This window comes from Streptosporangium sp. G12 (assembly GCF_052983175.1).
On record NZ_JBRIQO010000018.1, the window covers coordinates 63,856 to 85,288 of the forward strand.

Annotated in this window: 21 protein-coding genes; 14 read left to right on the plus strand and 7 right to left on the minus strand. The window is 71.0% G+C overall.

Features of this window, described 5'->3' with window-relative positions:
* Window positions 1–24: 24 nt before the first annotated feature.
* Complete coding sequence (locus tag ACVCAG_RS26440; RefSeq protein ID WP_440085505.1) at window positions 25–933, minus strand: alpha/beta fold hydrolase; 909 nt, start codon at window positions 931–933, stop codon at window positions 25–27.
* A gap of 441 nt (window positions 934–1,374) precedes the next feature.
* On the opposite strand from ACVCAG_RS26440, the gene ACVCAG_RS26445 reads away from it, so the two are divergent.
* From ACVCAG_RS26445 to ACVCAG_RS26470, 6 genes are all read left to right on the plus strand, one after another.
* Window positions 1,375–1,701 (plus strand): hypothetical protein, encoded by a 327-nt coding sequence (locus ACVCAG_RS26445; protein ID WP_440085506.1) that lies wholly within the window; start codon window positions 1,375–1,377, stop codon window positions 1,699–1,701.
* Window positions 1,702–2,367: 666 nt separating this feature from the next.
* Complete coding sequence (locus ACVCAG_RS26450; protein ID WP_440085507.1) at window positions 2,368–2,688, plus strand: hypothetical protein; 321 nt, start codon at window positions 2,368–2,370, stop codon at window positions 2,686–2,688.
* A 777-nt stretch (window positions 2,689–3,465) separates the two neighbouring features.
* Window positions 3,466–3,801 (plus strand): hypothetical protein, encoded by a 336-nt coding sequence (locus tag ACVCAG_RS26455; protein WP_440085508.1) that lies wholly within the window; start codon window positions 3,466–3,468, stop codon window positions 3,799–3,801.
* Between the two features lie 639 nt (window positions 3,802–4,440).
* Complete coding sequence (locus tag ACVCAG_RS26460; protein WP_440085509.1) at window positions 4,441–4,737, plus strand: hypothetical protein; 297 nt, start codon at window positions 4,441–4,443, stop codon at window positions 4,735–4,737.
* Window positions 4,738–4,797: 60 nt separating this feature from the next.
* Window positions 4,798–5,427 carry a TetR/AcrR family transcriptional regulator gene (locus ACVCAG_RS26465; RefSeq protein ID WP_362685409.1) on the plus strand — a complete coding sequence of 210 codons (630 nt, stop codon included), beginning with the start codon at window positions 4,798–4,800 and terminating at the stop codon, window positions 5,425–5,427.
* A 209-nt stretch (window positions 5,428–5,636) separates the two neighbouring features.
* Window positions 5,637–5,867, plus strand: coding sequence for a DUF3107 domain-containing protein (locus ACVCAG_RS26470; protein ID WP_440068504.1), 231 nt, complete (start codon window positions 5,637–5,639; stop codon window positions 5,865–5,867).
* Between the two features lie 461 nt (window positions 5,868–6,328).
* Here the strand turns inward: ACVCAG_RS26470 and ACVCAG_RS26475 are convergent, their stop codons facing one another.
* The gene (locus ACVCAG_RS26475; protein WP_440085510.1) at window positions 6,329–6,979 is read right to left on the minus strand and encodes a ferritin-like fold-containing protein; all 651 of its coding nucleotides are present in this window, start codon (window positions 6,977–6,979) and stop codon (window positions 6,329–6,331) included.
* A 369-nt stretch (window positions 6,980–7,348) separates the two neighbouring features.
* Here ACVCAG_RS26475 and ACVCAG_RS26480 point away from each other — a divergent pair, with 369 nt between their 5' ends.
* From ACVCAG_RS26480 to ACVCAG_RS26490, 3 genes are all read left to right on the plus strand, one after another.
* Complete coding sequence (locus tag ACVCAG_RS26480; RefSeq protein ID WP_440085511.1) at window positions 7,349–9,307, plus strand: DEAD/DEAH box helicase; 1,959 nt, start codon at window positions 7,349–7,351, stop codon at window positions 9,305–9,307.
* 112 nt (window positions 9,308–9,419) lie between these two features.
* Window positions 9,420–10,292: an alpha/beta fold hydrolase gene (locus ACVCAG_RS26485; RefSeq protein ID WP_440085512.1), complete on the plus strand. Its 873-nt coding sequence runs from the start codon at window positions 9,420–9,422 to the stop codon at window positions 10,290–10,292.
* A 56-nt stretch (window positions 10,293–10,348) separates the two neighbouring features.
* Window positions 10,349–11,284 (plus strand): oxygenase MpaB family protein, encoded by a 936-nt coding sequence (locus ACVCAG_RS26490; protein ID WP_447190477.1) that lies wholly within the window; start codon window positions 10,349–10,351, stop codon window positions 11,282–11,284.
* 60 nt (window positions 11,285–11,344) lie between these two features.
* On the opposite strand, the gene ACVCAG_RS26495 is transcribed toward ACVCAG_RS26490, so the two are convergent.
* From ACVCAG_RS26495 to ACVCAG_RS26505, 3 genes are all read right to left on the minus strand, one after another.
* Window positions 11,345–12,253 carry a RecB family exonuclease gene (locus ACVCAG_RS26495; protein ID WP_447190478.1) on the minus strand — a complete coding sequence of 303 codons (909 nt, stop codon included), beginning with the start codon at window positions 12,251–12,253 and terminating at the stop codon, window positions 11,345–11,347.
* Entirely contained in the window at window positions 12,254–12,976 is a 723-nt protein-coding gene (locus ACVCAG_RS26500; RefSeq protein WP_440085515.1) for an MBL fold metallo-hydrolase, read from the minus strand.
* A gap of 102 nt (window positions 12,977–13,078) precedes the next feature.
* A complete protein-coding gene (locus ACVCAG_RS26505) occupies window positions 13,079–13,777 on the minus strand; it encodes a DUF6758 family protein (protein WP_440085516.1) in 699 nt (232 codons plus the stop codon).
* 17 nt (window positions 13,778–13,794) lie between these two features.
* Between ACVCAG_RS26505 and ACVCAG_RS26510 the strand changes: the two genes are divergently transcribed.
* Complete coding sequence (locus ACVCAG_RS26510) at window positions 13,795–14,193, plus strand: NUDIX hydrolase (protein WP_447190479.1); 399 nt, start codon at window positions 13,795–13,797, stop codon at window positions 14,191–14,193.
* Between the two features lie 55 nt (window positions 14,194–14,248).
* Here the strand turns inward: ACVCAG_RS26510 and ACVCAG_RS26515 are convergent, their stop codons facing one another.
* Entirely contained in the window at window positions 14,249–17,338 is a 3,090-nt protein-coding gene (locus tag ACVCAG_RS26515) for a hypothetical protein (protein ID WP_447190480.1), read from the minus strand.
* A 745-nt stretch (window positions 17,339–18,083) separates the two neighbouring features.
* On the opposite strand from ACVCAG_RS26515, the gene ACVCAG_RS26520 reads away from it, so the two are divergent.
* Both ACVCAG_RS26520 and ACVCAG_RS26525 read left to right on the plus strand, forming a co-directional pair.
* Window positions 18,084–18,707: a hypothetical protein gene (locus ACVCAG_RS26520; RefSeq protein ID WP_440085519.1), complete on the plus strand. Its 624-nt coding sequence runs from the start codon at window positions 18,084–18,086 to the stop codon at window positions 18,705–18,707.
* Complete coding sequence (locus tag ACVCAG_RS26525) at window positions 18,707–19,273, plus strand: DUF6529 family protein (protein WP_362685373.1); 567 nt, start codon at window positions 18,707–18,709, stop codon at window positions 19,271–19,273. The genes ACVCAG_RS26520 and ACVCAG_RS26525 overlap by 1 nt, the downstream gene beginning before the upstream one ends.
* Here the strand turns inward: ACVCAG_RS26525 and ACVCAG_RS26530 are convergent.
* A complete protein-coding gene (locus ACVCAG_RS26530; RefSeq protein ID WP_440085520.1) occupies window positions 19,263–20,204 on the minus strand; it encodes an aldolase/citrate lyase family protein in 942 nt (313 codons plus the stop codon). The two genes, ACVCAG_RS26525 and ACVCAG_RS26530, sit on opposite strands and share 11 nt — an antisense overlap.
* Window positions 20,205–20,366: 162 nt before the next feature.
* Between ACVCAG_RS26530 and ACVCAG_RS26535 the strand changes: the two genes are divergently transcribed.
* Entirely contained in the window at window positions 20,367–20,942 is a 576-nt protein-coding gene (locus ACVCAG_RS26535) for a biotin transporter BioY (protein WP_440085521.1), read from the plus strand.
* A gap of 59 nt (window positions 20,943–21,001) precedes the next feature.
* The gene (locus ACVCAG_RS26540; RefSeq protein WP_440085522.1) at window positions 21,002–21,364 is read left to right on the plus strand and encodes a hypothetical protein; all 363 of its coding nucleotides are present in this window, start codon (window positions 21,002–21,004) and stop codon (window positions 21,362–21,364) included.
* Window positions 21,365–21,433: the final 69 nt, after the last annotated feature.

Sequence of the window (21,433 nt, forward strand, 5' to 3'; positions counted from 1 at the left end):
TCACAACCTAACCCGGTGCCCCCGTCATTCCCCAACCGGCGCGAGGACCGTCTCGGCGATCAGGAGCCCGGCCTCGCGGGCCACCCGCTCGGGGAACTCCATCTGGGCCACGTGCCCGGCGTCGGGCAGCAGCATCAGCCGCACGCGCGGGAACGTCCGGACGGCGCGGGCGGCCATCCGGGGGTTGACGAGGCGGTCGTGGCGGCCGTGGATGACCAGCGTGGGCGCGGTCACCATGGCCGCCTGCCGCCACAGGTTCGTCTCCCCGCGCCTGAAGTACTCGGCGACGATGCCGCGGGCCGAGTTGATCATCGCCTCCACCGCGTACGGCAGGCCGTCCCTGCGGCGCAGTTCGTCGGCCGCCTCCCTGAGCCGGTCCGGGTGGATCCGCCCCATGTCGGCGTAACACAGGGCGAGCGTGACGCCGAGCCTGCGCTCGGCGGGCACGAGGGTGAGCCGACTCGCGGCCCACTCGCCGATGCGGGGCACGGTGGACAGCGCCACCCGTGCCGGGCCGTACCGGGGCAGGAGGTCGGGCAGGGCCGGCGAGATCAGGGTCAGCGAGCGGACCAGGTCGGGGCGGGTGGCGGCGACCCGCACCGAGACGGCGCCGCCCAGGGAGTTGCCGAACAGGTGTACGGGGGTGTCGGAGACCCGCTCGATCAGGGCGGTGACGGTCCGGGCGTGGGCGTCGACGGAGTAGTCGCCGCCGGGCGGCTCCGGCGAGTATCCGGCGCCGGGCAGGTCGAGGGCGTGCCCGGACACCACTCCGGACAGCTCGCCCATCAGATCGGTCCAGTTGGTCGCGGAACCCGCGAGACCGTGCACGTAGACGGCGGTCTCGGCGGGCCCTCGCGGCGTCGACCGCACGTGGATCCGCTGGTCGCCGAGGTCGATCATCTCGCCCGGCCAGATGGGGATTGGGCTGTTCACCGCGCCTCCTCCTGTCGTTCCACTGCCTTCCACGATAGTTCGGCTCTCCACACGCCAGGCAACAGCCTCCGGGTCTCACAAAAGACACATAAGCCCATTTTCCCCCGATGTCCTTTATTACACGATTTATCATCATTAACTCGGCGGCACTTCCACCCCGCCCCCACCTGTCGAGCACAACCCCCGGCGGCGGAACCCCGCTCACCCTCGATGAACAAAAGCGACATTGAAGACATTTCACTTCAAAACGACTAATAAGAGTTCAACACGTGCCATAAATAGATAAGAGGTTAGCAAAACCCCTCGATTCCCGTTTCTCGCCAGACATGGGCGGAAATCATGACAAGCAGGGATGGCTCATCACCGGCCATCTCTGGCAATTCCGCCTTATGCGGAAAATGTCGAAAATCGGGATAACCGATCATTTCAAGGGGGAAACGCATGCCCAAGTTCAAGAGTGTCATCGCAGGGCTCGCGATCAGCACTGCGCTGACCGGTGGAGCCGTCGCCATGGGCGCAGCGACCACCGTCACGAGCGCCAGCGCGATGACCACCGCGATCACCACAGCCGCCTACCCGACCTGGGGCGGCGGCTGCGGCTGGCGTCGCGGCTGCGGCCGTTGCTGCGGTGGCCACCGCCACCACCGTCGTAGCCACCACCGCTTCAGGCTGATCATCAACAACCACAACAACAACGACAACTACCTGCGCAATGACAACCGCAGCGACCGTCTTCGGCCCCTGACCTTCGGCGGCGACGACGACTAGTCGCCAGGCCTGGAGTCGCGCGTCCCCGCGGAGGCGCGGCGCCGTCAGAGGACAGGACCACTCACGGCTCGATCCGCGATTTCCGGCGGCTTCGAAACCGTGACAGAGGGACAGGACCCCCGCATTCGCCGCGGCGCCGCCTCTCACCCAGAGAAGCCGGCCAAACAGCGACAGCGGAAACTTGAGGAGAGATCCCCAGGACCCTGACCCTCGCCACAGTGCGAGTTCTCATTTCACGAAGTCACAGGCGAGGCCCCGCGGTTTCCGGACCGCGGGGCCTTCGCGTGCGCCCCGGCTTCCCGCGCACCGCCTTTCCCGCCCCCGCCCGCACTCCGGTCCTCGCCCCCGTCCCGCCCCCGCCGTCTCGGCGCCGGTACGCGAGGGTCACCCCGGCCCACCGGCGGGCGGCGTCTCGCCCCCGCCTCCGTTTCCAAAGAACAAATCCGACATTAAATGCATTTCATTTCAAAACGACCAATAGGCATCCAACATCGACGATAAATAGCTAAGAGGAGTGCAAAAGCCTTCGATGTCCGTTTGTCAGCAGACATGTGAGGAAACTATGACAACCAGGGATGGCTCATCACCGGCTATCTCTGACGTTTTCCGGTTTATAGGGAAAATGTCGAAAACAGGGATAATTAGTCCTTCCAAGGGGGAAACGCAATGCCCAAGTTCAAGAGTGTCCTCGCAGGGCTCGCGATCAGCACGGCACTGGCCGGCGGGGTCGTCACCATGGGCGCGGCGACCACTGTCATGAGCGCCAACGCGATGACCACCACGGTCACCGCCGCAGCCTTCCCGACCTGCGGTGGCCACGGCGGGCGTCGCTGCTGCTGCGGCGGCGGCGGCCACTGCCACCGTCACCACAGCCGCAAGCGCTTCAGGCTGATCATCAACAACCACAACAACAACGACAACGAGCTGTTCAACGACAGCCGCAACGACCGCATCGTTCCGCTTCTCACCGGCGGCGTCCGCGAGTAGTCGCCGGCCCGAGGCCGCAACCCTGATCGGGGCGTGGTCGCAGGACGAGCTCATTCACGGTCGGATCCGCGCTAGTCCGCGGCTTCGAGACCGTGACGGAGGGACAGGATCCCCGTATCCGCCACGGCCGGACTTCCCACCCGGAAACATCGGTCGAACGGCGACAGGGAGAACCTGAGGAGAGATCCCCGGGAACCTGACCCTCATCTACAGTGCGAGTTCTTCATTTCACGAAGTCACAAGCGAGGCCCCGCGGTTTTCGAGCCGCGGGGCTTTCGTGCGTTATGTCCCATTTGTGGCGCACCTCCCGTTCCCCGCCACCTCGGGACTCCCGTCTCCACCACCTCGAAGCCGAAGCACACCGGCCGATCGCCCGCGGCAGGGGCCGGCCCCCTCCACGCCCCTTCCCCGAGTCCCTGTACCACGCCTGCGGAGCCGAGGCCCCGCGGCGGCACCGAGCGGCACGCGAGAGGACAGGCGCGAGCGGCACCGGACCGCCTCCCGGCGGTACCCGGACCCATTCTTCTCCGCCCCGAAGAACAAATCCGACATTAAATACATTTCACTTTAAAGCGATCAATAAGTATCCAACGTCGACGATAAATAGCTAAGAGTAGGGTAAAAGCCTTCGATCTCTGTTTGTCAGCAGACATACGAGGAAACTATGACAACCAGGGATGGCTCATCATCGGTCATCTCTAGCCATCTCTGGCAATTTCCGACTCATGCAGGAAATGCCAAAAATTGGTAAATCGATCCTTTCAAGGGGGAAACGCAATGCCCGAGTTCAAGAGTGTGCTCGCAGGGCTCGCGATCAGCACGGCGCTGGCCGGCGGGGTCGTCGCCATGGGCGCGGCGACCACCGTCACGAGCGCCAACGCGATGACCACCGCGGTCACCGCCGGCACCTTCACCACCTGGGGCGGCGGCGGCTGCTGCGGCCGCCGCCACAGCCACTACCGTCGTCACCACCACCGCTTCAGGCTGACTCTCGACCAGGACAACTGCAACCGCAACCGCCTGGAGAACAGGACCCGTTCCGACCGCCTGGTGCCCCTGGAGACGGACAACAGGCCTCCTGGCCCTCCCGGACCGCCTGTGGCCGCGTCCTGATCCACGCTTGACACGGGATCGGAATACGACGCCGGAAACGGCTGGAACCGTGTTTCAGAGCGGCTCCGGAACCGTGACGGAGAGGTAGAAGTCCCGTATCCACCAGGATCGCGTTCCTCCACGGAGAAATGCCGATCCGAACGGTGAGCGCGGAAGGCCGGGGAGAGATTTCCCGGGATTCCGGCTCTCGATACAGTGCGAGTTATCATTTCTCACGAATTGCAGGCGGGGGCTCCGCGGTTTTCCGACCGCGGGCCCCCGCCCTGTCATATCCGGGACACCCGACGCCCGGCGCGGGAGTCCCCGCCGGCGTTCTCCCGCCGCCCTCTCGGACCCCCATCTCCCCGGAACCACTCCTCCCCCTCCCGCCTCTGGCGGCGCGGCACACCTCCCGGCCTCCCGGCACGGTTCTCCCGGCCGGACACCTCGCCATCGGCATCGCACACAGGTTCGAAACGCGTCCGCGTGGATGCGAAACGCCGTCAACGCGGCAGGTGCCACCATGGGCAATCCGATGCCGCGTCTTTCTCGGCGCGCGACATCCGAGGTCGTACGCTGGGCGATGTCCGACGTTTGCAGGAGCCGGGTGAGGAGAGGGAACATGCCGAAGCCCGGATGACGACAGGGGATGTCAGACATATGAACGCGCGCGGCGACACATCGCACGGGAAAGCGGTCGACGACCTTCCCGAGGAGCTCTCCGTCGAGACGCCCGAGGCCGACGCCGCCGAGCAGCACCGGCCGGTGCGCGAGAACGGCTCCGGCGCGCCCGTCGATCTCCCGGTCGAGGTGGACCCCGCCGACGCCGCCGAGCAGAGCCGCACGGTGCGCGAGGGGGAGCCGGAGTGGCCCGACTCCATCCCCCTGGAGGCCGATCCCGCGGACACCTTCGAGCAGCGGCGCACCGTCGAGCTCGACGAGGACGATTATCGCTGACCCGGGTTACCCACGCGTAGGATGGCCACAGACGCCAGGAGCTTGACACGAGGAGACCACGTGACCGCTACCCCGGACGCCAAGCCCCGGGGCACCCGGCTGCCCCGGACGGCCCGCCGCCGCCAGTTGCTCAGCGCGGCGCAGGAGGTGTTCGTGGAGAACGGCTACCACGCGGCCGCGATGGACGAGATCGCCGAGCGGGCAGGGGTCAGCAAGCCGGTCCTCTACCAGCACTTCCCCGGCAAGCAGGAGCTCTACCTGGCCCTGCTCGACCTCCACGTGGACGACATGATCACCCGCTGTCGCGACGCCCTCGCCTCCACCACGGACAACAAGCAGCGCGTCCAGGCCGCGATCGGTGCCTTCTTCGACTTCGTCTCCAGCCAGGGTGAGGCGTTCCGGCTGGTGTTCGAGTCGGATCTCCGTAACGTCGCCCCGGTCCGCCAGCGCATGGAGCGCAACCTCCGCGAGAGCGCCGAGATGATCAGCCAGGTCATCCAGGAGGACACCGGCTGCTCCAGCGACGAGGCGCGCCTGCTCGGCGTCGGGCTCGTCGGCATGGCCGAGGTCAGCGCCCGTTACTGGATCAGCAGCAACGGCTCCATCCCCAAGGACGCGGCCACCCAGCTCATCGCCCGCCTGTCGTGGCGCGGCATCTCCGGCTTCCCCCGCACCGTCGCCGACCACTGAGAGACCCCGGCACCACCCGCGATCCCGGCGCCGGCCCGGGCCGGTTTCCCCCGCTCCCTCGCCGGACGTCGAGGAACCCTCCGATGTCCCGGCCCCCGACCGGCTGTTCGCCTATCGCGATCATCTGTTCGCTCGGCGCGATCAACCGGCGCGTCGGCCTCCCCGTGGGGCGACCATGGGACGAGCAACCCTCATCGAAAGGGAGCACGATGGAAATCAAGATCGGCGTACGTTCCGTACACCGTGAACTCGTAGTGGAGACCGACCTCACGGCCGAGCAGCTCGAGAGCGAGATCAGCGCCGCCCTCGCGTCCAGCAGCGGTGTCTTCACCATCACCGACGTCAACGGCCGGAAGATCATCGTCCCGGTCGCCTCGCTCGGCTTCATCGAGATCGGCGAGGAGGAGGCGCGCCCCGTCGGCTTCGGCGGCACGCTCTGACGGATTCCGGGCTCGCGCCAGGTCGCCCTACGCGGCATGGCGCGGTCCGCGGATCCGGCGCGAGCGTGGCCCTCAGCCGCCCGAGCACTCGTCCCGCTCGCCGAGCCCGCAGCAGCGCGGGCGTCTGACACGGCGGAGATGCTCCCGCCCCCGGCTGATGGCCGGACAGCCCGCGCCTCCCCTGCGCAGCACGGGACGCGAAGTCCAGCGGTTCGGCCCACATCTCGTCAAGGAACTGCCATAGCGGCGCGAGGCCCTCATGTCCCGCACGCTACCGGATTCGTCCGCGGTGCTCCGGCGTTCACGCCAAAGGTGAAGCGGGCTCCCCCACGTAGCGGGGCGGAAAGCGCTGATTCGTCACCACGGCGGACCGGCACCCGGAAGGTCGCCCGCGCCCGGTCCCGCCGGGCGGGAACGGCGGTCACGACGTCCGGAAGGCCGGTGGAGACCCGGACGCCGCGCTACGGGCCCGGGGTCAGCCCCAGGGCGGTCATCCGCTGGCCGTGCTTCTCGGTCAGCCGGGCGAACATCCGGCTGATGTCCTCCCCCGCCGCCTCCACCAGCAGGGCCGCGAGCTCGGGCCTGGCGGCGGCCACGTGCTGTCCCTGGCTCAGCGCCTCCCCCACCATGCGCCTGGCCCACAGCGCCAGCCGCCCGGCCTGTTTGGGATCCTCCTGGAGCGCCGCGCGGACCCTCTCGACGGCGAACTGCGACCGCCCCTCGTCCGCGAGGACCTCATCGACGAGGTTCCGCGTCTCGTCGTCCACGCCGATGGCCGCCTCGCGGTAGAAGTCGAGCGCGATCCCCGTGCCGACGTACGCCTTGACCAGAGCCTCCAGCCAGTCTCCGGGGAAGGTCAGGGCGTGCCAGTCGTCCAGCGGCCCGGTGAACGGCGCCATCGCCTTCTCGGGATCCACCCCGAGGGAGGCGAGCCGGTCGCGGAGCAACTCGAAGTGCGCGTACTCGGCCGCCGCGAGACCGCCGAGCGCCGCCTGGTCGGTCAGAGAGGGGGCGTACCGGGTGGCGTCCTCGGCGAGTCTGAGGAAGGCGGTCAGCTCGGCGTAGGCGAGGACACCGAGCAGGTCGGAGACACCGGGAGGGGAATCGGTCATGGAGGCAGCCTACGAGCTGAGCGACCTCGCGATTCACCGGGAATACGAAGAAATCGGTTCTCCGTTGTGGTATCGAGTACACTGCTCTGTGAAAGTGCGACCGCACCGTGTTAATCCGGGATATCCACTCTCGGACGCCCCCAAAAGTCGGCGTGACGCCGCAGCGGTCGCTGATGACATGAGAGGGCTGGACCTTCCGCGAGGACCCGGCACGGGGAACACGTTTTCTGCCCGTGGTCCCGGCAGGCCTGCCTTCAACGGAGATTTAGGCAGGCCAAGCTGACGACGTTCCGAGACCTCGGAGTCACCCCAGAGATCGCCGATGCCCTTGAGACCGAGGGCATCATCGCGCCGTTCCCGATCCAGGAAATGGCACTCCCCCTGGCCCTCAACGGCCAGGACATCATCGGCCAGGCGCGTACCGGCACCGGCAAGACCTACGCCTTCGGCGTGGCGATGCTGCAGCGTGTCGGCAAGCCGAGGAAGAACCGCAAGAAGCCCCGCGGGCTGGTCGTCGTACCGACCCGCGAGCTCGCCGTCCAGGTCACCGAGGACCTCGTGACGGCGGCCGGCAAGCTCGGCTCGCGGATCCTCACCGTGTACGGCGGACGCGCCTACGAACCCCAGATCGAGGCGCTCAAGCAGGGCGTCGACGTCATCGTCGGCACCCCGGGCCGCCTGCTCGACCTGGTCAAGCAGAAGCACCTCGACCTCAGCCAGATCGGGACGCTCGTCCTCGACGAGGCCGACCGGATGCTCGACCTGGGCTTCCTGCCCGACATCGAGCGCATCATCAAGCTCATCCCCGCGGAGCGGCAGACGATGCTGTTCTCCGCGACCCTGCCGGGCGAGATCGTCGCCCTGTCCAGGCGTTACCTCACCCGCCCCACCCACGTGCGGGCCGAGAACAACGACATCGAGGCCGAGGCGACCCCGCAGACGACGCAGTTCGTCTGGCGCACGCACCGGATGGACAAGATCGAGATCGTCGGCCGGCTGCTGCAGTGCGAGGGCCGCGGACTCACGATGATCTTCTGTGAGACCAAGCGCGCCTGCGACATGGTCGTCGAGCAGCTCAAGGAGCGCGGCTTCGCCGCCGCGGCCGTGCACGGCGACCTCGGCCAGGGCCAGCGCGAGCAGGCCCTGCGGGCCTTCCGCAACGGCAAGATCGACGTGCTGGTCGCGACCGACGTCGCGGCGCGCGGCATCGACGTCGACGACGTCACCCACGTCGTCAACTACGACTGCCCGCAGGACGAGAAGGCGTACGTCCACCGGATCGGCCGCACCGGCCGGGCCGGCAAGACGGGCGTCGCGGTGACCTTCGTCGAGTGGGAGGACCTCACTCGCTGGAAGGTCATCAACAACGCGCTCTCGCTCGCCTTCCCCGAGCCGGTCGAGACCTACTCGACCTCCCCGCACGTCTTCAGCGACCTGGGCATCCCCGAGGGCACCAAGGGCGTGCTGCCGCGCGCCAACCGCTCCCGGGCGGGCCTGGCCGCCGAGGAGGTCGAGGATCTCGGTGAGACCGGCCGCATCCGCTCCCGCTCTCCCCGCAAGGGGCGTGAGGACGACTCCCGCAGGGGGCGCGAGGACGATCGCGAGGAGCGCCGCGAGCGCCCCGCGCGCACGTCCCGCGAGCGCCGTCGCACCCGCGGAGGCCGTACCGGCGAGGAGATCCCCGCGCCGGTCGTGGCCGAGGAGGTTCAGCCCCCTGTCGTCGAGATCGCCGAGGTGGAGACGGACATGGCAGCCCGCAGGGACATCCGTGACGAGCAGCCCGCCGAGACCGCGCCCCGCAGGGGCCGGGCTCGCAAGGCCGGGCTGAACCCCGAGGTGAGCCTCGTCGGCACGGCAGAGACCCCGGCGACCCCGGCGACCCCGGCGACCCCGGCGACCCCGGTGGCCGCGGTGGCCGCGGTTCACGCCGAGCCCGCGGCGGAGGAGCCGGTTCGCCGGCAGCGCCGCGGCAGGCGCGAGCAGCCGGCGGACGTCCCGGCGACCCCGGCGATCTCGGCGATCTCGGAGGCCCCTTCGGCTCCGTCGTGGACCGAGGAGCGGGTGGCGGAGTTCACGGATCGCGGAGAGGACGACGACACCATGGCAGAGCGCTGGGACGACGAACCCGTGGTGGAGGCCTCCAAGCCCCGGCCGCAGCCCGAGAAGATCATCCCCCCGAGCCCGTTCGCGGTGATCTTCAAGTCGCCGGACCTCGCGTCGGAGGACGACGAGATCGCCCCCTCGGCGGCCTCGGAACGCGTGCAGAGCCGTCGCCGCCCGCCGGTACGAGGCGGTCAGCAGCAGCGGGGAACGCGTCGCCCCAACTAGCAAGTGTCACCATGAGAAGGGGCGCGACCATGTCGGTGGCGCCCCTTTTCACGCTCCCGGCCCCTCCCGGACGCACGGAGCGATGTCACCAAGAGAGGTATCGTGGGGCCACGTGAGTACGCCGCGTTTTCTGACCCTGCCTCCTGGCGTCCGCTCTCGCCAGATCGAGACGGCGGTGGGCGCCTTCGCCGTACTGGAGGCCCTGCCCGTCAGCGGCATTCCCGAGCGGTGGCCCGCCCTGCTGGTTCCCGGCCTGACCGGCAGCAAGGAAGACTTCATCGCGGTCCTGCAGACGCTCGCGCAGTCGGGCCGTCAGGTCGTCGCGATCGACATGCGCGGCCAGTTCGAGACGAACGGCCCTGACGACAGGAGCGCCTACACCTGCGCCGCGCTCGGCAACGACGTCGACGTCCTGGCCCAGGTGATCGGCCACGGCGGCCCGATCCACCTGGTCGGCCACTCGTTCGGCGGCCTGGTCACCCGGGAGGCGGTCATCGACGGCCGCACCCGGTTCGTGTCCTACACGCTCATGAGCTCCGGGCCCGGCGCGATCGTCGGGCCCCGCGAGCGCGCGGGCCGCTTCATGATCTCGGAGTTGCCCGGCGTCGGCCTGGAACACCTGTGGCACACCCGGATGGAGCCGGAGGCCCTGGCCTCGGGGGTGTCCGACGAGATCATCGCCTTCCTGCGCAAGCGGCTGTTCGCCAACTCGCCCGTCGGCATGATCACGATGACCGAGGAGGTGCTCTCCGCGCAGGACCGGTGCGACGAGCTCACCCAGGTCGGGGTCGACACCCTGGTCCTGTACGGCGAGCACGACGACGGCTGGCCGCCGCGCGTGCAGTCGGAGATGGCCCGCCGCCTGGACGCCGACTGCGTGGTCGTGCCGGGCGCGGCCCACTCCCCCGCGGTGGAGGCCCCGGAGACCACCGCCGCCGCCCTCATCCGCTTCTGGAACGCCGCCGAGAGCCGTCTGAGGAGCTGACCGGCCGGGGACCCCGTTGGACGGGCCGCCGGCCACCGTGTAACCATGTGCCGACCATGGCCAGCATCAAGGACATCGAGGACATCAAGGACGTCGAGGACATCGTCGTCCAGCCTCCGCACACCGTGACGTGGCTGGTGCACATCGACCGCTCCATGTGGGTCGGCGGGGTCGGCGGCCTCATGCTCCAGGCCCTGCACCCGCTCGCGATGCGCGGGGTCTGGCAGAACTCCGACTTCCGGCGGGATCCGTTCGGGAGGCTCCGCCGTACGGCGGACTTCGTGGGCAGGGTCACCTTCGGCAGTCCCGCGGAGGCCGACGAGATCGGCCGCCGCGTCCGGGGGATCCACCGACGGCTGCGCTTCGACGACCCCGACACCGGCCGGGTCCGCCGGGTGGACGACCCGGAGCTGCTGCTCTGGGTGCACTGCGCGGAGGTCTCCTCCTACCTGTCCGTGGCACGGCGGGCGGGCCTGGGGCTCGACGACCGCCAGGCCGACCGCTACCTGGCCGAGCAGCGCCACAGCGCCACCTATGTCGGCCTGCACGCCGAGGACGTGCCCGGCTCCGTGGCGGAGCTGGACGACTACCTCGCCTCGACACGCCCGCTGCTGAGGGTCACCCCCGAGGCCGTGTCCACGGTCCGCTTCCTGATGTGGCCGCGCCTGCCCGCCGGGCTGCGCGCCCTCACCCCCGGCAAACCCGCCTACTTCCCCTTCGGGGCGCTCTGCTACTACGCGCTGCCCGGCTGGGCCAGGCGGATGTACGGCGTGCTGCCCGAGGTGCCGCCGGGCGCGGTGACCGCGGCGCTGAGGGCGTTCCGGCTGGCCATGGACACGCTTCCCGAACGCGTCCACGACCGGGCGTTCATGCCCGCCACCCGCGAGATGCTCGCCCGCTCGCGCGAGCGGCTCGGCGCGGCGGGCTACGACATGGCGGGAGGGCTCAGGGGACTGACCGACCCGCGCCGCTGGCCGTCCCGGCCCTCCTGACGGCACCGGCGGCACGCTCTCGCGAACGCGGCCCCGGCCCGGTCGGGCAGGTCTCGCGGCTCAGTCGGCGAGGGCGGCCCAGGGCTCGCGGTCGTCGCCCGCGGCCTGGCCCTCGGGGCAGTGGCGGCGGAAGTCGCACCACGAGCACAGCGGGCCCGTGCGGGGCGGGAAGACCGCGTCGATCTCGGGGGGCACCGCGGGCGGGGTGCGGTCGCCGTCGCCGCGCGCCCTGGGTGGGGCGGTCCCCCTGGGCCGGGTGGTGGCCGACCACTCCTTGTAGCGCTCGTCGGCCTCGGAGGCCTCGACGGCGATCTCCTCGGCGTGGCCCAGGTGGCGGGCCAGCGACTCGTCGGTGTGCTCCCACTCCACGATCGAGGCGGTCGGCAGGTGGTGCAGCTCGACCCGGTGGCAGGGGCGGCGCATCATCCGGGAGGAGGCGACGGCGTAGACCGCCAGCGCGAGCGAGGAGCGGGCGTCGTCGGTGCTCAGCGGGCGGCGGCCGGTCTTGTAGTCGACCACGACCAGCTCCTCGCCGCGCCGGTCGAGCCGGTCCACGCGGCCGGAGAGCGCCACGACGGAGGTGCGCGTGGCGACCGTACGCTCGACGCCGACCGGCTCGGCGGACGGGTCGAGGCTCGCCACGTATCCGGAGACCATCTCCCCGGCCCGGTCGCGCCAGGTCCGCGACTGCTCGGCGTCGCGGAAACCCTCGTTGATCCATCCCCTGGTGAGCAGGCTCGCCGCGACCTCGGGCGTGCGCCGCTCGTACGGCTCGCGCCACCAGGCGGCCAGGGCGTTGTGCACGCTGGCGCCCACGCTGTTGTGCGCCCACGGCGGGCCCTTCTGCGGCGTGGGCCGGTCCATGTAGGTGAACCGGTAGCGGCGGGGGCAGTCGAGCCAGTTGTTCAGCCGCGACGGCGTGCAGGCGTAGAGCCGCCGCGGCATGCCCTCCAGGGGAAGCTGGTCCATTTAGAGCAGGTCGTTCCGGGGATTCAGCCGGATTCCCGCCGCGCGCGTGCCGTCGGTCAGCGGACCCTCCTCTTCCGGCGCCTCGGGGCCACGGGTCAGCGAGCCGGAGAGCCAGGCGTCGAACTGGGGCTCCAGATCACCGATGGTCGTCTCCTCGCCGTGCGCGGGCAGCACCCGGGTGCGGTGCGGCAGGGTGAACAGCCGCCCGCCGATGGCGGTCAGCTGGTCGGCCAGCGCGGGATACTCACCGCCGATCCTGCCGGGGCCGTCGGCCTGGAGGGTCTTGCCGGTGAAGACCACGTCCAGGGCCTCGCAGTACAGCGACACGCCGCCGTGGGAGATGCCCGGGGTGGACATGACCTCCAGCTGGACGCCGCCGACCTCGAACAGGCCCTCGTCCTCCATGTCGATGTCCGGCCAGGTGTCGGGCCAGGTCAGCCGCCACAGTGGCCGGTCCTTCGGGTGGAGGGCGACCACCGCCTCGTCTCTGGCCGCGACCTCGATGGCCGCGCCCACGTGGTCGGGCAGGCCGTGGGTGCAGATGATCGCCAGCACCTCACGCTCGCCGACCTTCTCCAGGATCCTCTCCGCGTCGCGCGCGGCGTCGATGACGATGACATCCTCGTCGTCACCCAGGATCCACGTGTTGTTCTCGACCTTGTGCTCGACGCCGTCGACATCGACGACGCCCTCGGTCACCACTCGCTCGATACGCGCTGTCACGCTTCCGAACTTTACTGCCTCCCCCCGCCCCCCGGTTCGGACGCGAGGGTCAAGGCTCCGGAGAGGGAGCGGGCGGGAAGGCGGGCGCGCGGGTGGGCGGTGTCAGGGTGCCGGGACGTCCAGACGCGGGGAGAACGCCCCGAAGGGCAGGTCGAGGGTCTGGTCCTGGTCGCGAAGGTCGCGAAGGCACAGCTCGGCCAGGGTGATCAGGTAACCGGCCTCGGGGGGCCACACGACCGCCCAGAGCCAGTTTCCCAGCGCCTCACCCGCGTAGACGGCCCGGTCGGGGGCGGCGGTGACGCACCACAGGGCGGCCGGATGGCCCCTGACGGCGATCTTGGCGTGCGGCGGGCCCTTGTCGAACCCGGTTCCCGGATCGGTGCCCTCCAGCCCCGCGAACGCCGCGCCGAGCCCCACTCCGGGCTCCTCGGCGATGATCAGCAGGTCGGCGGGACCGTGGGTCAGCGAGGGACCGGAGAGCGCGACCACGGTGGCCCGCACGTCGCTGCGCTCGTCGCCCACCTCGCCGAACCCCGTGACCAGCCACCCCGCGGGCAGCGGCCAGGGAACCCAGACGGGTACGCGGGAACCTCGGGTGACGGCCTCCACCGCGGCGGAGGACGGAGGTCTGGGTGGCTGGAACGGCAGGACATCGCCGTGGGGACCGCATCTCCAGGAGCTTGACCAAGCACTCGGCGGACGAAGCGGGCCGAAACACCGTGGGCACGTAGGGGCGGCTTTCACGACTACCCACGCTGCTTCTTCGGCGGGCCATCCGTCAAGAGGCGCGGTCGTTATCACAACGTAATCTTTTCCATGTGCGCGTAAATTGTGTCGGAGCGATCATCCTTGACGGCTCGGGGCGGATGCTTCTGATCCGCCGTGGCCGGCCGCCCGGTGAGGGCCTGTGGTCCATCCCCGGCGGGCGGGTCGAACCCGGGGAGTCCGATCCCGAGGCGGTCGCCAGGGAGGTCCTCGAGGAGACCGGCCTGACGGTCGTCCCCGGGCCCCTGGCCGGGACCGTGGACCGCCCCGGCCCCGGCGGCGCCGTCTACGAGATCCGCGACTATCTCGCCGTCGTCTCCGGTGGCACGCTCGCCGCCGGGGACGACGCCGCGGACGCCCGCTGGTTCGCCCCCGAGGAGCTTTGGCGCCTCCCCCTCACCCCGGGCCTGCTGGACGCGCTGGTCGAGTGGGCGGTCATCGCGCCCGGGTGAGCTCGCGGGGTCCGGTCACGGGACCGCCGCGAGCGTGGAGCACCGCGGTTCCCGGTCATCGCGACGAGGTGAGCGTGGAACGCCACAGGGTGAGGTGGTCCGCGCTGTAGGTGGTGGAGCGGCCCAGGGCCACGACCTGGCCGCCGGAGACCGCCACCGCGCCGAGCCACTGGGCGCCGTCGCCGTCCAGGCCGCCCTGGCTCGGGGTGTGGCGCTGCCACTTCAGCCCGTCCTCCGAGGTCCAGGCCGCGCTGTCTCCGGCCCCCGGCGCCCCGTGCCAGCCGACGGCCACCACGCCCTCCGGCGTCGCGGCGAGGTCCTGGACGGCGGACGCCCGGTCCGCGGGGAACCAGGAGAACTCCCAGCTCGCCCCGTTGTCGTCCGACACCGCGCCGAATGCCTTCGTGCCGTCCTCGGTCCTGGCCGTGCCCGCCGCGACGACGTACCCGCCGTACAGGACCACATGCCGCAGGCCCGCGGACGTCGCCCCCGGGGGCAGGACCGGTTTGCGCGCGGTCCAGTTGACCCCGTCGGCCGACACCCAGACCACCCCGGTCTCGCGCTCGGCCGTGCCGGTGCCGCCGACCGCCACGTACCCGGACGAGGTCGCCGAGACGTCGTGCAGCCGCACCCCCGTACCGCCCGCGGGAAGCTTGGCCGCCCTGGAGTAGCGCTTGAGGTCGGTGGAGAACCACAGGACGGGCACGGTGGCGGCGGGTCCGCGGTCCTCGCCCGCGATGACGTAGCCGGACGGCCCCGCCGCCACCGCGTGCGGGGCGAGGAAGTCGTGGTCGCCCGCCGGGGCGAGGGGACCCAGCACCGGCACCCTGCGCCAGCTCTGCCCGTCGGAGGAGGTGAGCAGCAGCGGTTCGGTGGAGGAGGCGTCGGTCATCGTGCTGCCCGCGGCCAGCCAGCCCCGCCTGCCGTGCGCGACGTCGGAGAGCGCCTGCCGCCTGGGGCCGCCGAGGAGCTGCGCCGGGCCGCCGGCCTTCCAGTCCTCGCCGCTCGCGCTGCTCCAGATCCCGGCGTCGCCGGAGACGGCGCCGACCGCGACGAACCTGCCGTCCCCCGCGGCCACCCTGGCCGTCTCGCGGGCGGCTCTGGCGAGGCCCTGGATCCCGCTCAGGGGCACCGGCCTCGGCTCGCCGCCCTTGGGCGCGGTGATGAGGACCACCCGGTTGTCCACGTCGGCGGCGCGCTCGTCGCCGCCGACGACGAGCGTGCCGGTGTCGGACAGCGCGAGTGCCCGCAGCGAGCCCGGCACCTCGCCGAGGTCGGTGGTCCTGTTCCAGTCGCGGCCGTCCTCGCTGGTGTGGACGGTGTAGCGCTCGAAGCCCGACTCGACGACCGCGGCCACCCCCGCCGAGGAGGAGGCGAGGCGCTTGACGCCCGTGCCCTCGGGCCCCAGGCCGGTGATGGTGCCGCAGGCCTTCCAGTCGGCGCCCTCGGGCGAGCAGTAGACGCGGACCTCGCCCTTGTCGCTGCGCTGCTGGGTCGGTACGAGCACGAACCCGCCGGCGGCCACGGCCAGCGCGCCCGGCTCCGGGACGACGTCGTTGAGCGCGGCGCCGGTCCGCTGCCAGTTCCTGCCCCCGTCGGCCGAGCGCAGGATGACCGAGGTGGACTGGCCCTGGGCCGGGTCCGCCAGCGCGACGACGGCGTCCCCCCTGGCGACGACCGCCTTGATGCCACGCACCTTGTCCGGCATGCCGATCTCCCGGGTCTCCACCCGGTCCCAGGCCCGCCCGTCCGGGGAGACCCAGGCGACGGCCCCGGTGGTGCCGTCGTCCAGTACGGCCGCGCCGACCGCGACGAACCCGGAGTCGGTCCTGGCCAGATCCATGATCTTGTCCCCGCGCGTGAAGGCGCCCAGCTCGCCGGGGTCGGCGGCGGTCCAGTCCTGTCCGTCGGAGCTGGTCCACAGGCCGTGCCCGGAGCCGAGGGGGTCGTTGCCCGCGGCCAGCCAGAGGCCGTCGCCGCCCGCCACCCGGCCCACCGTGGTCGGCCCCGGCTCGTATCCCTCCGGACCGGTCACCTTGCCCAGCCGCCAGGTCGTGCCGCCGTCGGGAGAGACCAGGAACAGCGGTCTGGGAACCGGGCTGGTGGTGTCGCTGCCGACCGCGACCATGACGGAGCCCACCGAGGCCACCGCGTTGAGCACCTGGTTGGATCCGTTGCCGCCGACACCGGCCTGCGGCACGAAGTTGTCGTCGCCCGAGCTCACCTCGTCGCCGACCAGCCGGAGACCGGTGGCGAACGGGCTGCTCACCCAGCCCCACAGGACCAGGCCACCGCCGACGGCGACGGTGAGGACCAGGACCATCAGGAACGGGATCACCAGACCCCGGCCGCGCCTGCGCCTGGTGGGTGTGGAACGGCGCACGGCGGAGGGCGCGCTGGCCGGACGGTGGTGCCGCCCGCCGTTCGGCCCCCGCCTGTCGGGCGGTCCCTGCGCGACGAGGAGGTCGGGCCTGGCGGGCCTGCCGCCGGGCGGGCGCCCCACCCGGCGTACGGGCTCGAAGTCGTCCTCGACCGGCACGGGGGACCGCTCGGGCCCGGCAGGCCGCTCGGGTCCGGGGCCGGGCGCGGATCCGCGATCCGGACCGGCGTCCGGCCTGGCCCGCGCTCCGGGTTCCGCCCTGGGCTCGGGGCCGGGTTCCGGGGCCGGCGCCGGTTCCGGCGTCGCCGCGATGCTCGGCTCGACCCTGATCCGCTCCTCGGGCACGGGTGGCGGCGGGGGCTCCGTCCGTTCGTCCCTCACCGGCTCCCTGGGGGGCGCCGAGGCGACCAGGAGATCGGGCCGCTCCGCCCTTCTCCTGCCCCTGCGCTCGGAGGCCGGCCCGGAGGCGACCAGGAGGTCCGGGCGGTCCACCAGGCGCGGCCGCCCCCGCTCGGGCGTGGCGTGGCGTCCCGGCCCCGCGGGCCTCTCCTCCTCGGGCGGAGGAGAGGCGGCGGCGGGGCCGGCGGGAGGCTCCTCCGGGGGCGGCGGTCCGGCGGGCCTGGAGGGAGGCTGGGGTGCGGGGCCGTAGGGGCGGGTGTACGGGCGGCGGCGCTCGCCGCCCAGTCCCTCGGGACGGGCCTGGGGCGGCTCGCTGTCGTCCGGAGTCGGTGCCGCGAACGGCGGGAGCATCCACGGGGAGGCCATGGGGCGCCCTCGCGCCCCGTCGTCGGAGGGACCCGGCGGGGAGTGCTGGATCGTCGGCGGGGACGTGTGGGACTCCTGGGACCTGCCTTCGTGTACAGCATCGTCGTGAACGCCGTCGTCGTCCGCCGGCCACTCTTGCGAGCGCGGGTCGTGAGGGCCCGAGGCCACGCTCAGCACCTCCTTGCAGGAAGCCCGTTCCAGCCCGGGGTCACCACCCCGGACCGTTCCAGTCGTCTCCGTAACAGCAGGCCGCAACCCCTACGGATGCGGCGAATCGCACGCGACCCTACTACTACCCCGTTCTCCGGAAACGATCACCTCCCACGGCCGGATACCCGGCCCCGCCCGTACACAGTCAAGAGCAACACGTCCGGGCCGCGATGACGAGACCTCTCTAGTCAGATTTATCAACCCAGCGCCGGAATTGTCCGGCTTTATCCTTTAAATTTCAAAAACATCAGCCACTGGAAGATCCCCCTGAATCCCCCGTCGCGGGGCCCGGACGGCCCGCGAGCCCGGGAGCACCTCGGCGCCGGCAGCCCCGCCCCCACCCTCCCGGCGTCGCGGGGCATGACCTCTTCGGCCATAAGCTCTTCGAGAAGAATCCGGCTTCGTCCACCCGTGTGCGGATTAGTTCACAGACTCCCGGAACGACGGCGTGTACACCTGACTTCACAACCCACCACCCCAGGGAGCAGATATGACACGGCTGGGGCCCGTATACACACTGGCGGCAGGAGCGGTGATGGCCGTCGCCCTCGGCGTGGCCAGCGCCACCACCTCACCCGCCACACAGACCGTCAACGCGCAGGACGACGCACCCCCTCCGGTGGCCCAGGCCACCACGGTGGCGTCGCCGACACCGGAGCCGGAGGTCGTCAAGACGGCCAAGCCCACCCCCGTCAAGGCCGACTACGCCGGGCGGGTCACCGGCAACGGCGGGCTGATCGCCATCTCCATCAGGAACGGCAAGGCGGTCGGCTACTTCTGCGACGGCAAGATCGAGGCCTGGATGAAGGGCAAGGCCGCCGACGGCAAGGTCACCCTGTCCGGCCACGGCAAGGCCTCGCTCACCGCCCAGCTCGGCGGCGGCAAGGCCGCGGGGACCCTCGGCTTCGGCGGCAGGAAGTGGAGCTTCAAGGCTCCGACCGTGAAGAAGCCCTCCGGCCTCTACCGGGCGACCGCGCTCGTCCGCGGCGCGAACGTCCGCGCCGGATGGATCTACCTCGACGACGGCACCAGGGTCGGCCTCACCCTCGTGGGCGACAAGGTCGCCGACGTGCCGATCCCCGAGCCGGGCGAGAACGCCGTCGTGAACGGCGTGGAAGTCGATCCGCAGGACGTCGACGAGTTCATCGAGGGGTTCTGATGAGTGACACGCAGATCACACCTGTCCAGCACCGGCAGCCGAACAACCTCGCGCCGCTCCTCGTCCCGCTCGTCGTCGGCGGGCTGGTCGCGGTCGGGCTGGGCGTCTACGGGCGGGTCCACGCGCCCACCGGGTACGCGATCGGCCTGGCCGGGTTCTCCGGGGCGCTGGCCATGAAGGCCTGGCTCACCACCGGCGCGTTCCTGCTGGCACTGGTCCAGCTCTTCTCGGCACTGGTCATGTGGGGCCGGATCAAGCTGGACGTGCCGTGGATCGGGACCCTGCACCGCTGGTCGGGGCGGGTGGCGTTCATCCTGACGATCCCGGTGGCGCTCCACTGCCTGTACGCGCTGGGCACCCAGTTCGACGTGCCGCGCGTGATGATCCACTCGCTGCTCGGCTGCTTCTTCTACGGCGTCTTCACCGCGAAGATGCTGTCGCTTCCCAAGCGGGGCCTGCCCGGCTGGACCCTCCCGGTCCTCGGCGGGCTGACCTTCGTCGCCCTGACCGGCCTCTGGCTGACCTCGTCGTTCTGGTTCTTCACCACCATCGGGGTCAAGCTGTAGGCGGGGTGAAGGCCGTGGTGCGCCGCAGACCTGCGGCCCTGCCCTTCGCCGCGACCACCAGCGCCATCTTCCTGGACGCCTCGTCGATCATCTCGTCGCCGAGCATGACCGCGCCGCGCCTCTCGACCGTCGTGTAGTACTCGTACGCGTCGAGGATCAGCTCGGCGTGGTCATAGTCCTCCTGCGGCGGCGAGAACACCTCGTTCGCGATCTCGATCTGGGAGGGGTGCAGCACCCACTTCCCGTCGAATCCGAGCGCCGCCGCCCGCCCCGCCACGCGGCGGAAGCCGTCCAGGTCCCTGATCGCCAGGTACGGGCCGTCGACGGCCTGCAGGTCGTGCGTCCTGGCGGCCATCAGGATCCGCATCAGGATGTAGTGGTAGGCGTCGCCCTCGGTGTAGCCGGGCGGCTGCTCCCCGACCACCAGGGTCCGCATGTTGATCGAGGCCATGAAATCGGCCGGGCCGAACACGAGCGTCTCCAGGCGCGGGGACGCGCCGCCGATGGCGTCCACGTTGACCAGGCCCCTGGCGTTCTCGATCTGGGCCTCGATGCCGATCCGGCCGACCGGGAGGCCGTTCGCCCTCTCGATCTGGGTGAGCAGCGTGTCGAGCCACATCACCTGGGCCGCGTCCTCCACCTTGGGCAGCATCAGGCAGTCGACGAACTCCCCCGCGCCCTCCACGACCTCGATGACGTCCCGGTAGGTCCACTGGGTGCCGAGGTCGTTGACCCGGACGACCCTCGTCCTGCCCGACCAGTCGCCCTCGCGCAGGGCGGCCACGATGTTCTTGCGCGCGCCCTCCTTGGCGAGCGGCGCGACGGAGTCCTCCAGGTCGAGGAAGACCTCGTCGGCGGGGAGCCCCTGTGCCTTCTCCAGGAATCTGGGGTTGCTGCCGGGCACCGCGAGGCACGATCGTCGGGAACGCATGGGGAACACGCTAACGCCCGTCGGTGGACGGACGACAGGCCGGACGGACGTTATGGCGTCCGCACAAAGACCCCGCCCCGTTCTTGGCGATGATCTCGTAGGACCCTTGCCGGAGATGTCAGAAGAATGGACATCAAGAATCTGCCAAAGGAGACACGCACCATGGCAAACGCTTCTTCGGTGGCCAGGCCCGCCGTACTGTCCGACCTCATCCCGGCCTCCCGCGTCCGCGACGTCGCGCTCGTGGTCGGTGGCGCCGCCCTGACGGGCCTGGCGGCGCAGCTCAGCTTCCCGCTGCCCGGCTCGCCGGTACCGGTCAGCGGCCAGACCTTCGCGGTCGTGCTGGTCGGCGCCGCCCTCGGCATGAACCGCGCGGTGCTGAGCATGGCGCTCTACATGCTGGCCGGGGTCGCGGGCGTGCCGTGGTTCGCCGACGGCGCCTCCGGCTTCGGCGGAGCGTCCTTCGGGTACGTCATCGGCTTCGTCGCCGCGGCGGCCGTCGTCGGCAAGCTCGCCGAGCGCGGCGGCGACCGCACCGTCCCGCGCACGATCGGCACGATGATCCTCGGCAACCTGGTCATCTACGCCTTCGGCCTGCCGGTCCTCGTCGCCGTCGCCCAGGTGGATCTCGCCACCGGCCTCGCCCTGGGCGTGGTGCCCTTCCTGCTGGGCGACGCCCTCAAGATCGTCGTCGCGGCGGGGCTCCTCCCCGCCGCCTGGAGGCTCTCGCGGCGCTGACCTCGCGGCGTGTACGGCCTGTACCGCCATTCGGGGGGCACAGGCCGTACATTCGTCTCATGGGTGTGATCGAGGAGGGCGCGAAGAAGTCGAGCGTCCTGTGGCTGTCGCTGGACCGGCCCCGGCTGGCCTGGCACACCTGGCACGACGGCGCGATCTACCTGGTCACCGGCGGGGGCGAGCAGCCGTTGCCGGGGCTGGCCGAGGCCGGGGAGGTGCGCGTGACGCTGCGCAGCAAGGACAACGGCGGGCACCTGGTGGCCTTCGAGGCCTCCGTGGAGGTGGTGGACCAGGCGAAGGCCTCCGACGCGGTCGCGGCGCTCGCCAAGGAGCGGCTCAACGCCCCCGACGGCACGAGGCTCCTGGAGCGCTGGGCGGCGGCCTCCAAGGTGATACGTCTCGTCCCGCGCGAATCCGCCTGACCGCCGCCGTCCGGGACGGCCCCGTCGGCCGCCGGTCCATCCGGCGACGCCCTTACCGGCTCATCCCGG

Coding starts and splice junctions, on each gene's coding strand:
- ACVCAG_RS26445 (WP_440085506.1), top strand. CDS start 1,375: ATGCCCAAGTTCAAGAGTGTCATCGCAGGGCTCGCGATCAGCACTGCG.
- ACVCAG_RS26450 (WP_440085507.1), top strand. CDS start 2,368: ATGCCCAAGTTCAAGAGTGTCCTCGCAGGGCTCGCGATCAGCACGGCA.
- ACVCAG_RS26455 (WP_440085508.1), top strand. CDS start 3,466: ATGCCCGAGTTCAAGAGTGTGCTCGCAGGGCTCGCGATCAGCACGGCG.
- ACVCAG_RS26460 (WP_440085509.1), top strand. CDS start 4,441: ATGAACGCGCGCGGCGACACATCGCACGGGAAAGCGGTCGACGACCTT.
- ACVCAG_RS26470 (WP_440068504.1), top strand. CDS start 5,637: ATGGAAATCAAGATCGGCGTACGTTCCGTACACCGTGAACTCGTAGTG.
- ACVCAG_RS26475 (WP_440085510.1), bottom strand. CDS start 6,979: ATGACCGATTCCCCTCCCGGTGTCTCCGACCTGCTCGGTGTCCTCGCC.
- ACVCAG_RS26480 (WP_440085511.1), top strand. CDS start 7,349: ATGGCACTCCCCCTGGCCCTCAACGGCCAGGACATCATCGGCCAGGCG.
- ACVCAG_RS26490 (WP_447190477.1), top strand. CDS start 10,349: ATGGCCAGCATCAAGGACATCGAGGACATCAAGGACGTCGAGGACATC.
- ACVCAG_RS26495 (WP_447190478.1), bottom strand. CDS start 12,253: ATGGACCAGCTTCCCCTGGAGGGCATGCCGCGGCGGCTCTACGCCTGC.
- ACVCAG_RS26515 (WP_447190480.1), bottom strand. CDS start 17,338: ATGGCCTCCCCGTGGATGCTCCCGCCGTTCGCGGCACCGACTCCGGAC.
- ACVCAG_RS26520 (WP_440085519.1), top strand. CDS start 18,084: ATGGCCGTCGCCCTCGGCGTGGCCAGCGCCACCACCTCACCCGCCACA.
- ACVCAG_RS26525 (WP_362685373.1), top strand. CDS start 18,707: ATGAGTGACACGCAGATCACACCTGTCCAGCACCGGCAGCCGAACAAC.
- ACVCAG_RS26530 (WP_440085520.1), bottom strand. CDS start 20,204: ATGCGTTCCCGACGATCGTGCCTCGCGGTGCCCGGCAGCAACCCCAGA.
- ACVCAG_RS26535 (WP_440085521.1), top strand. CDS start 20,367: ATGGCAAACGCTTCTTCGGTGGCCAGGCCCGCCGTACTGTCCGACCTC.
- ACVCAG_RS26540 (WP_440085522.1), top strand. CDS start 21,002: ATGGGTGTGATCGAGGAGGGCGCGAAGAAGTCGAGCGTCCTGTGGCTG.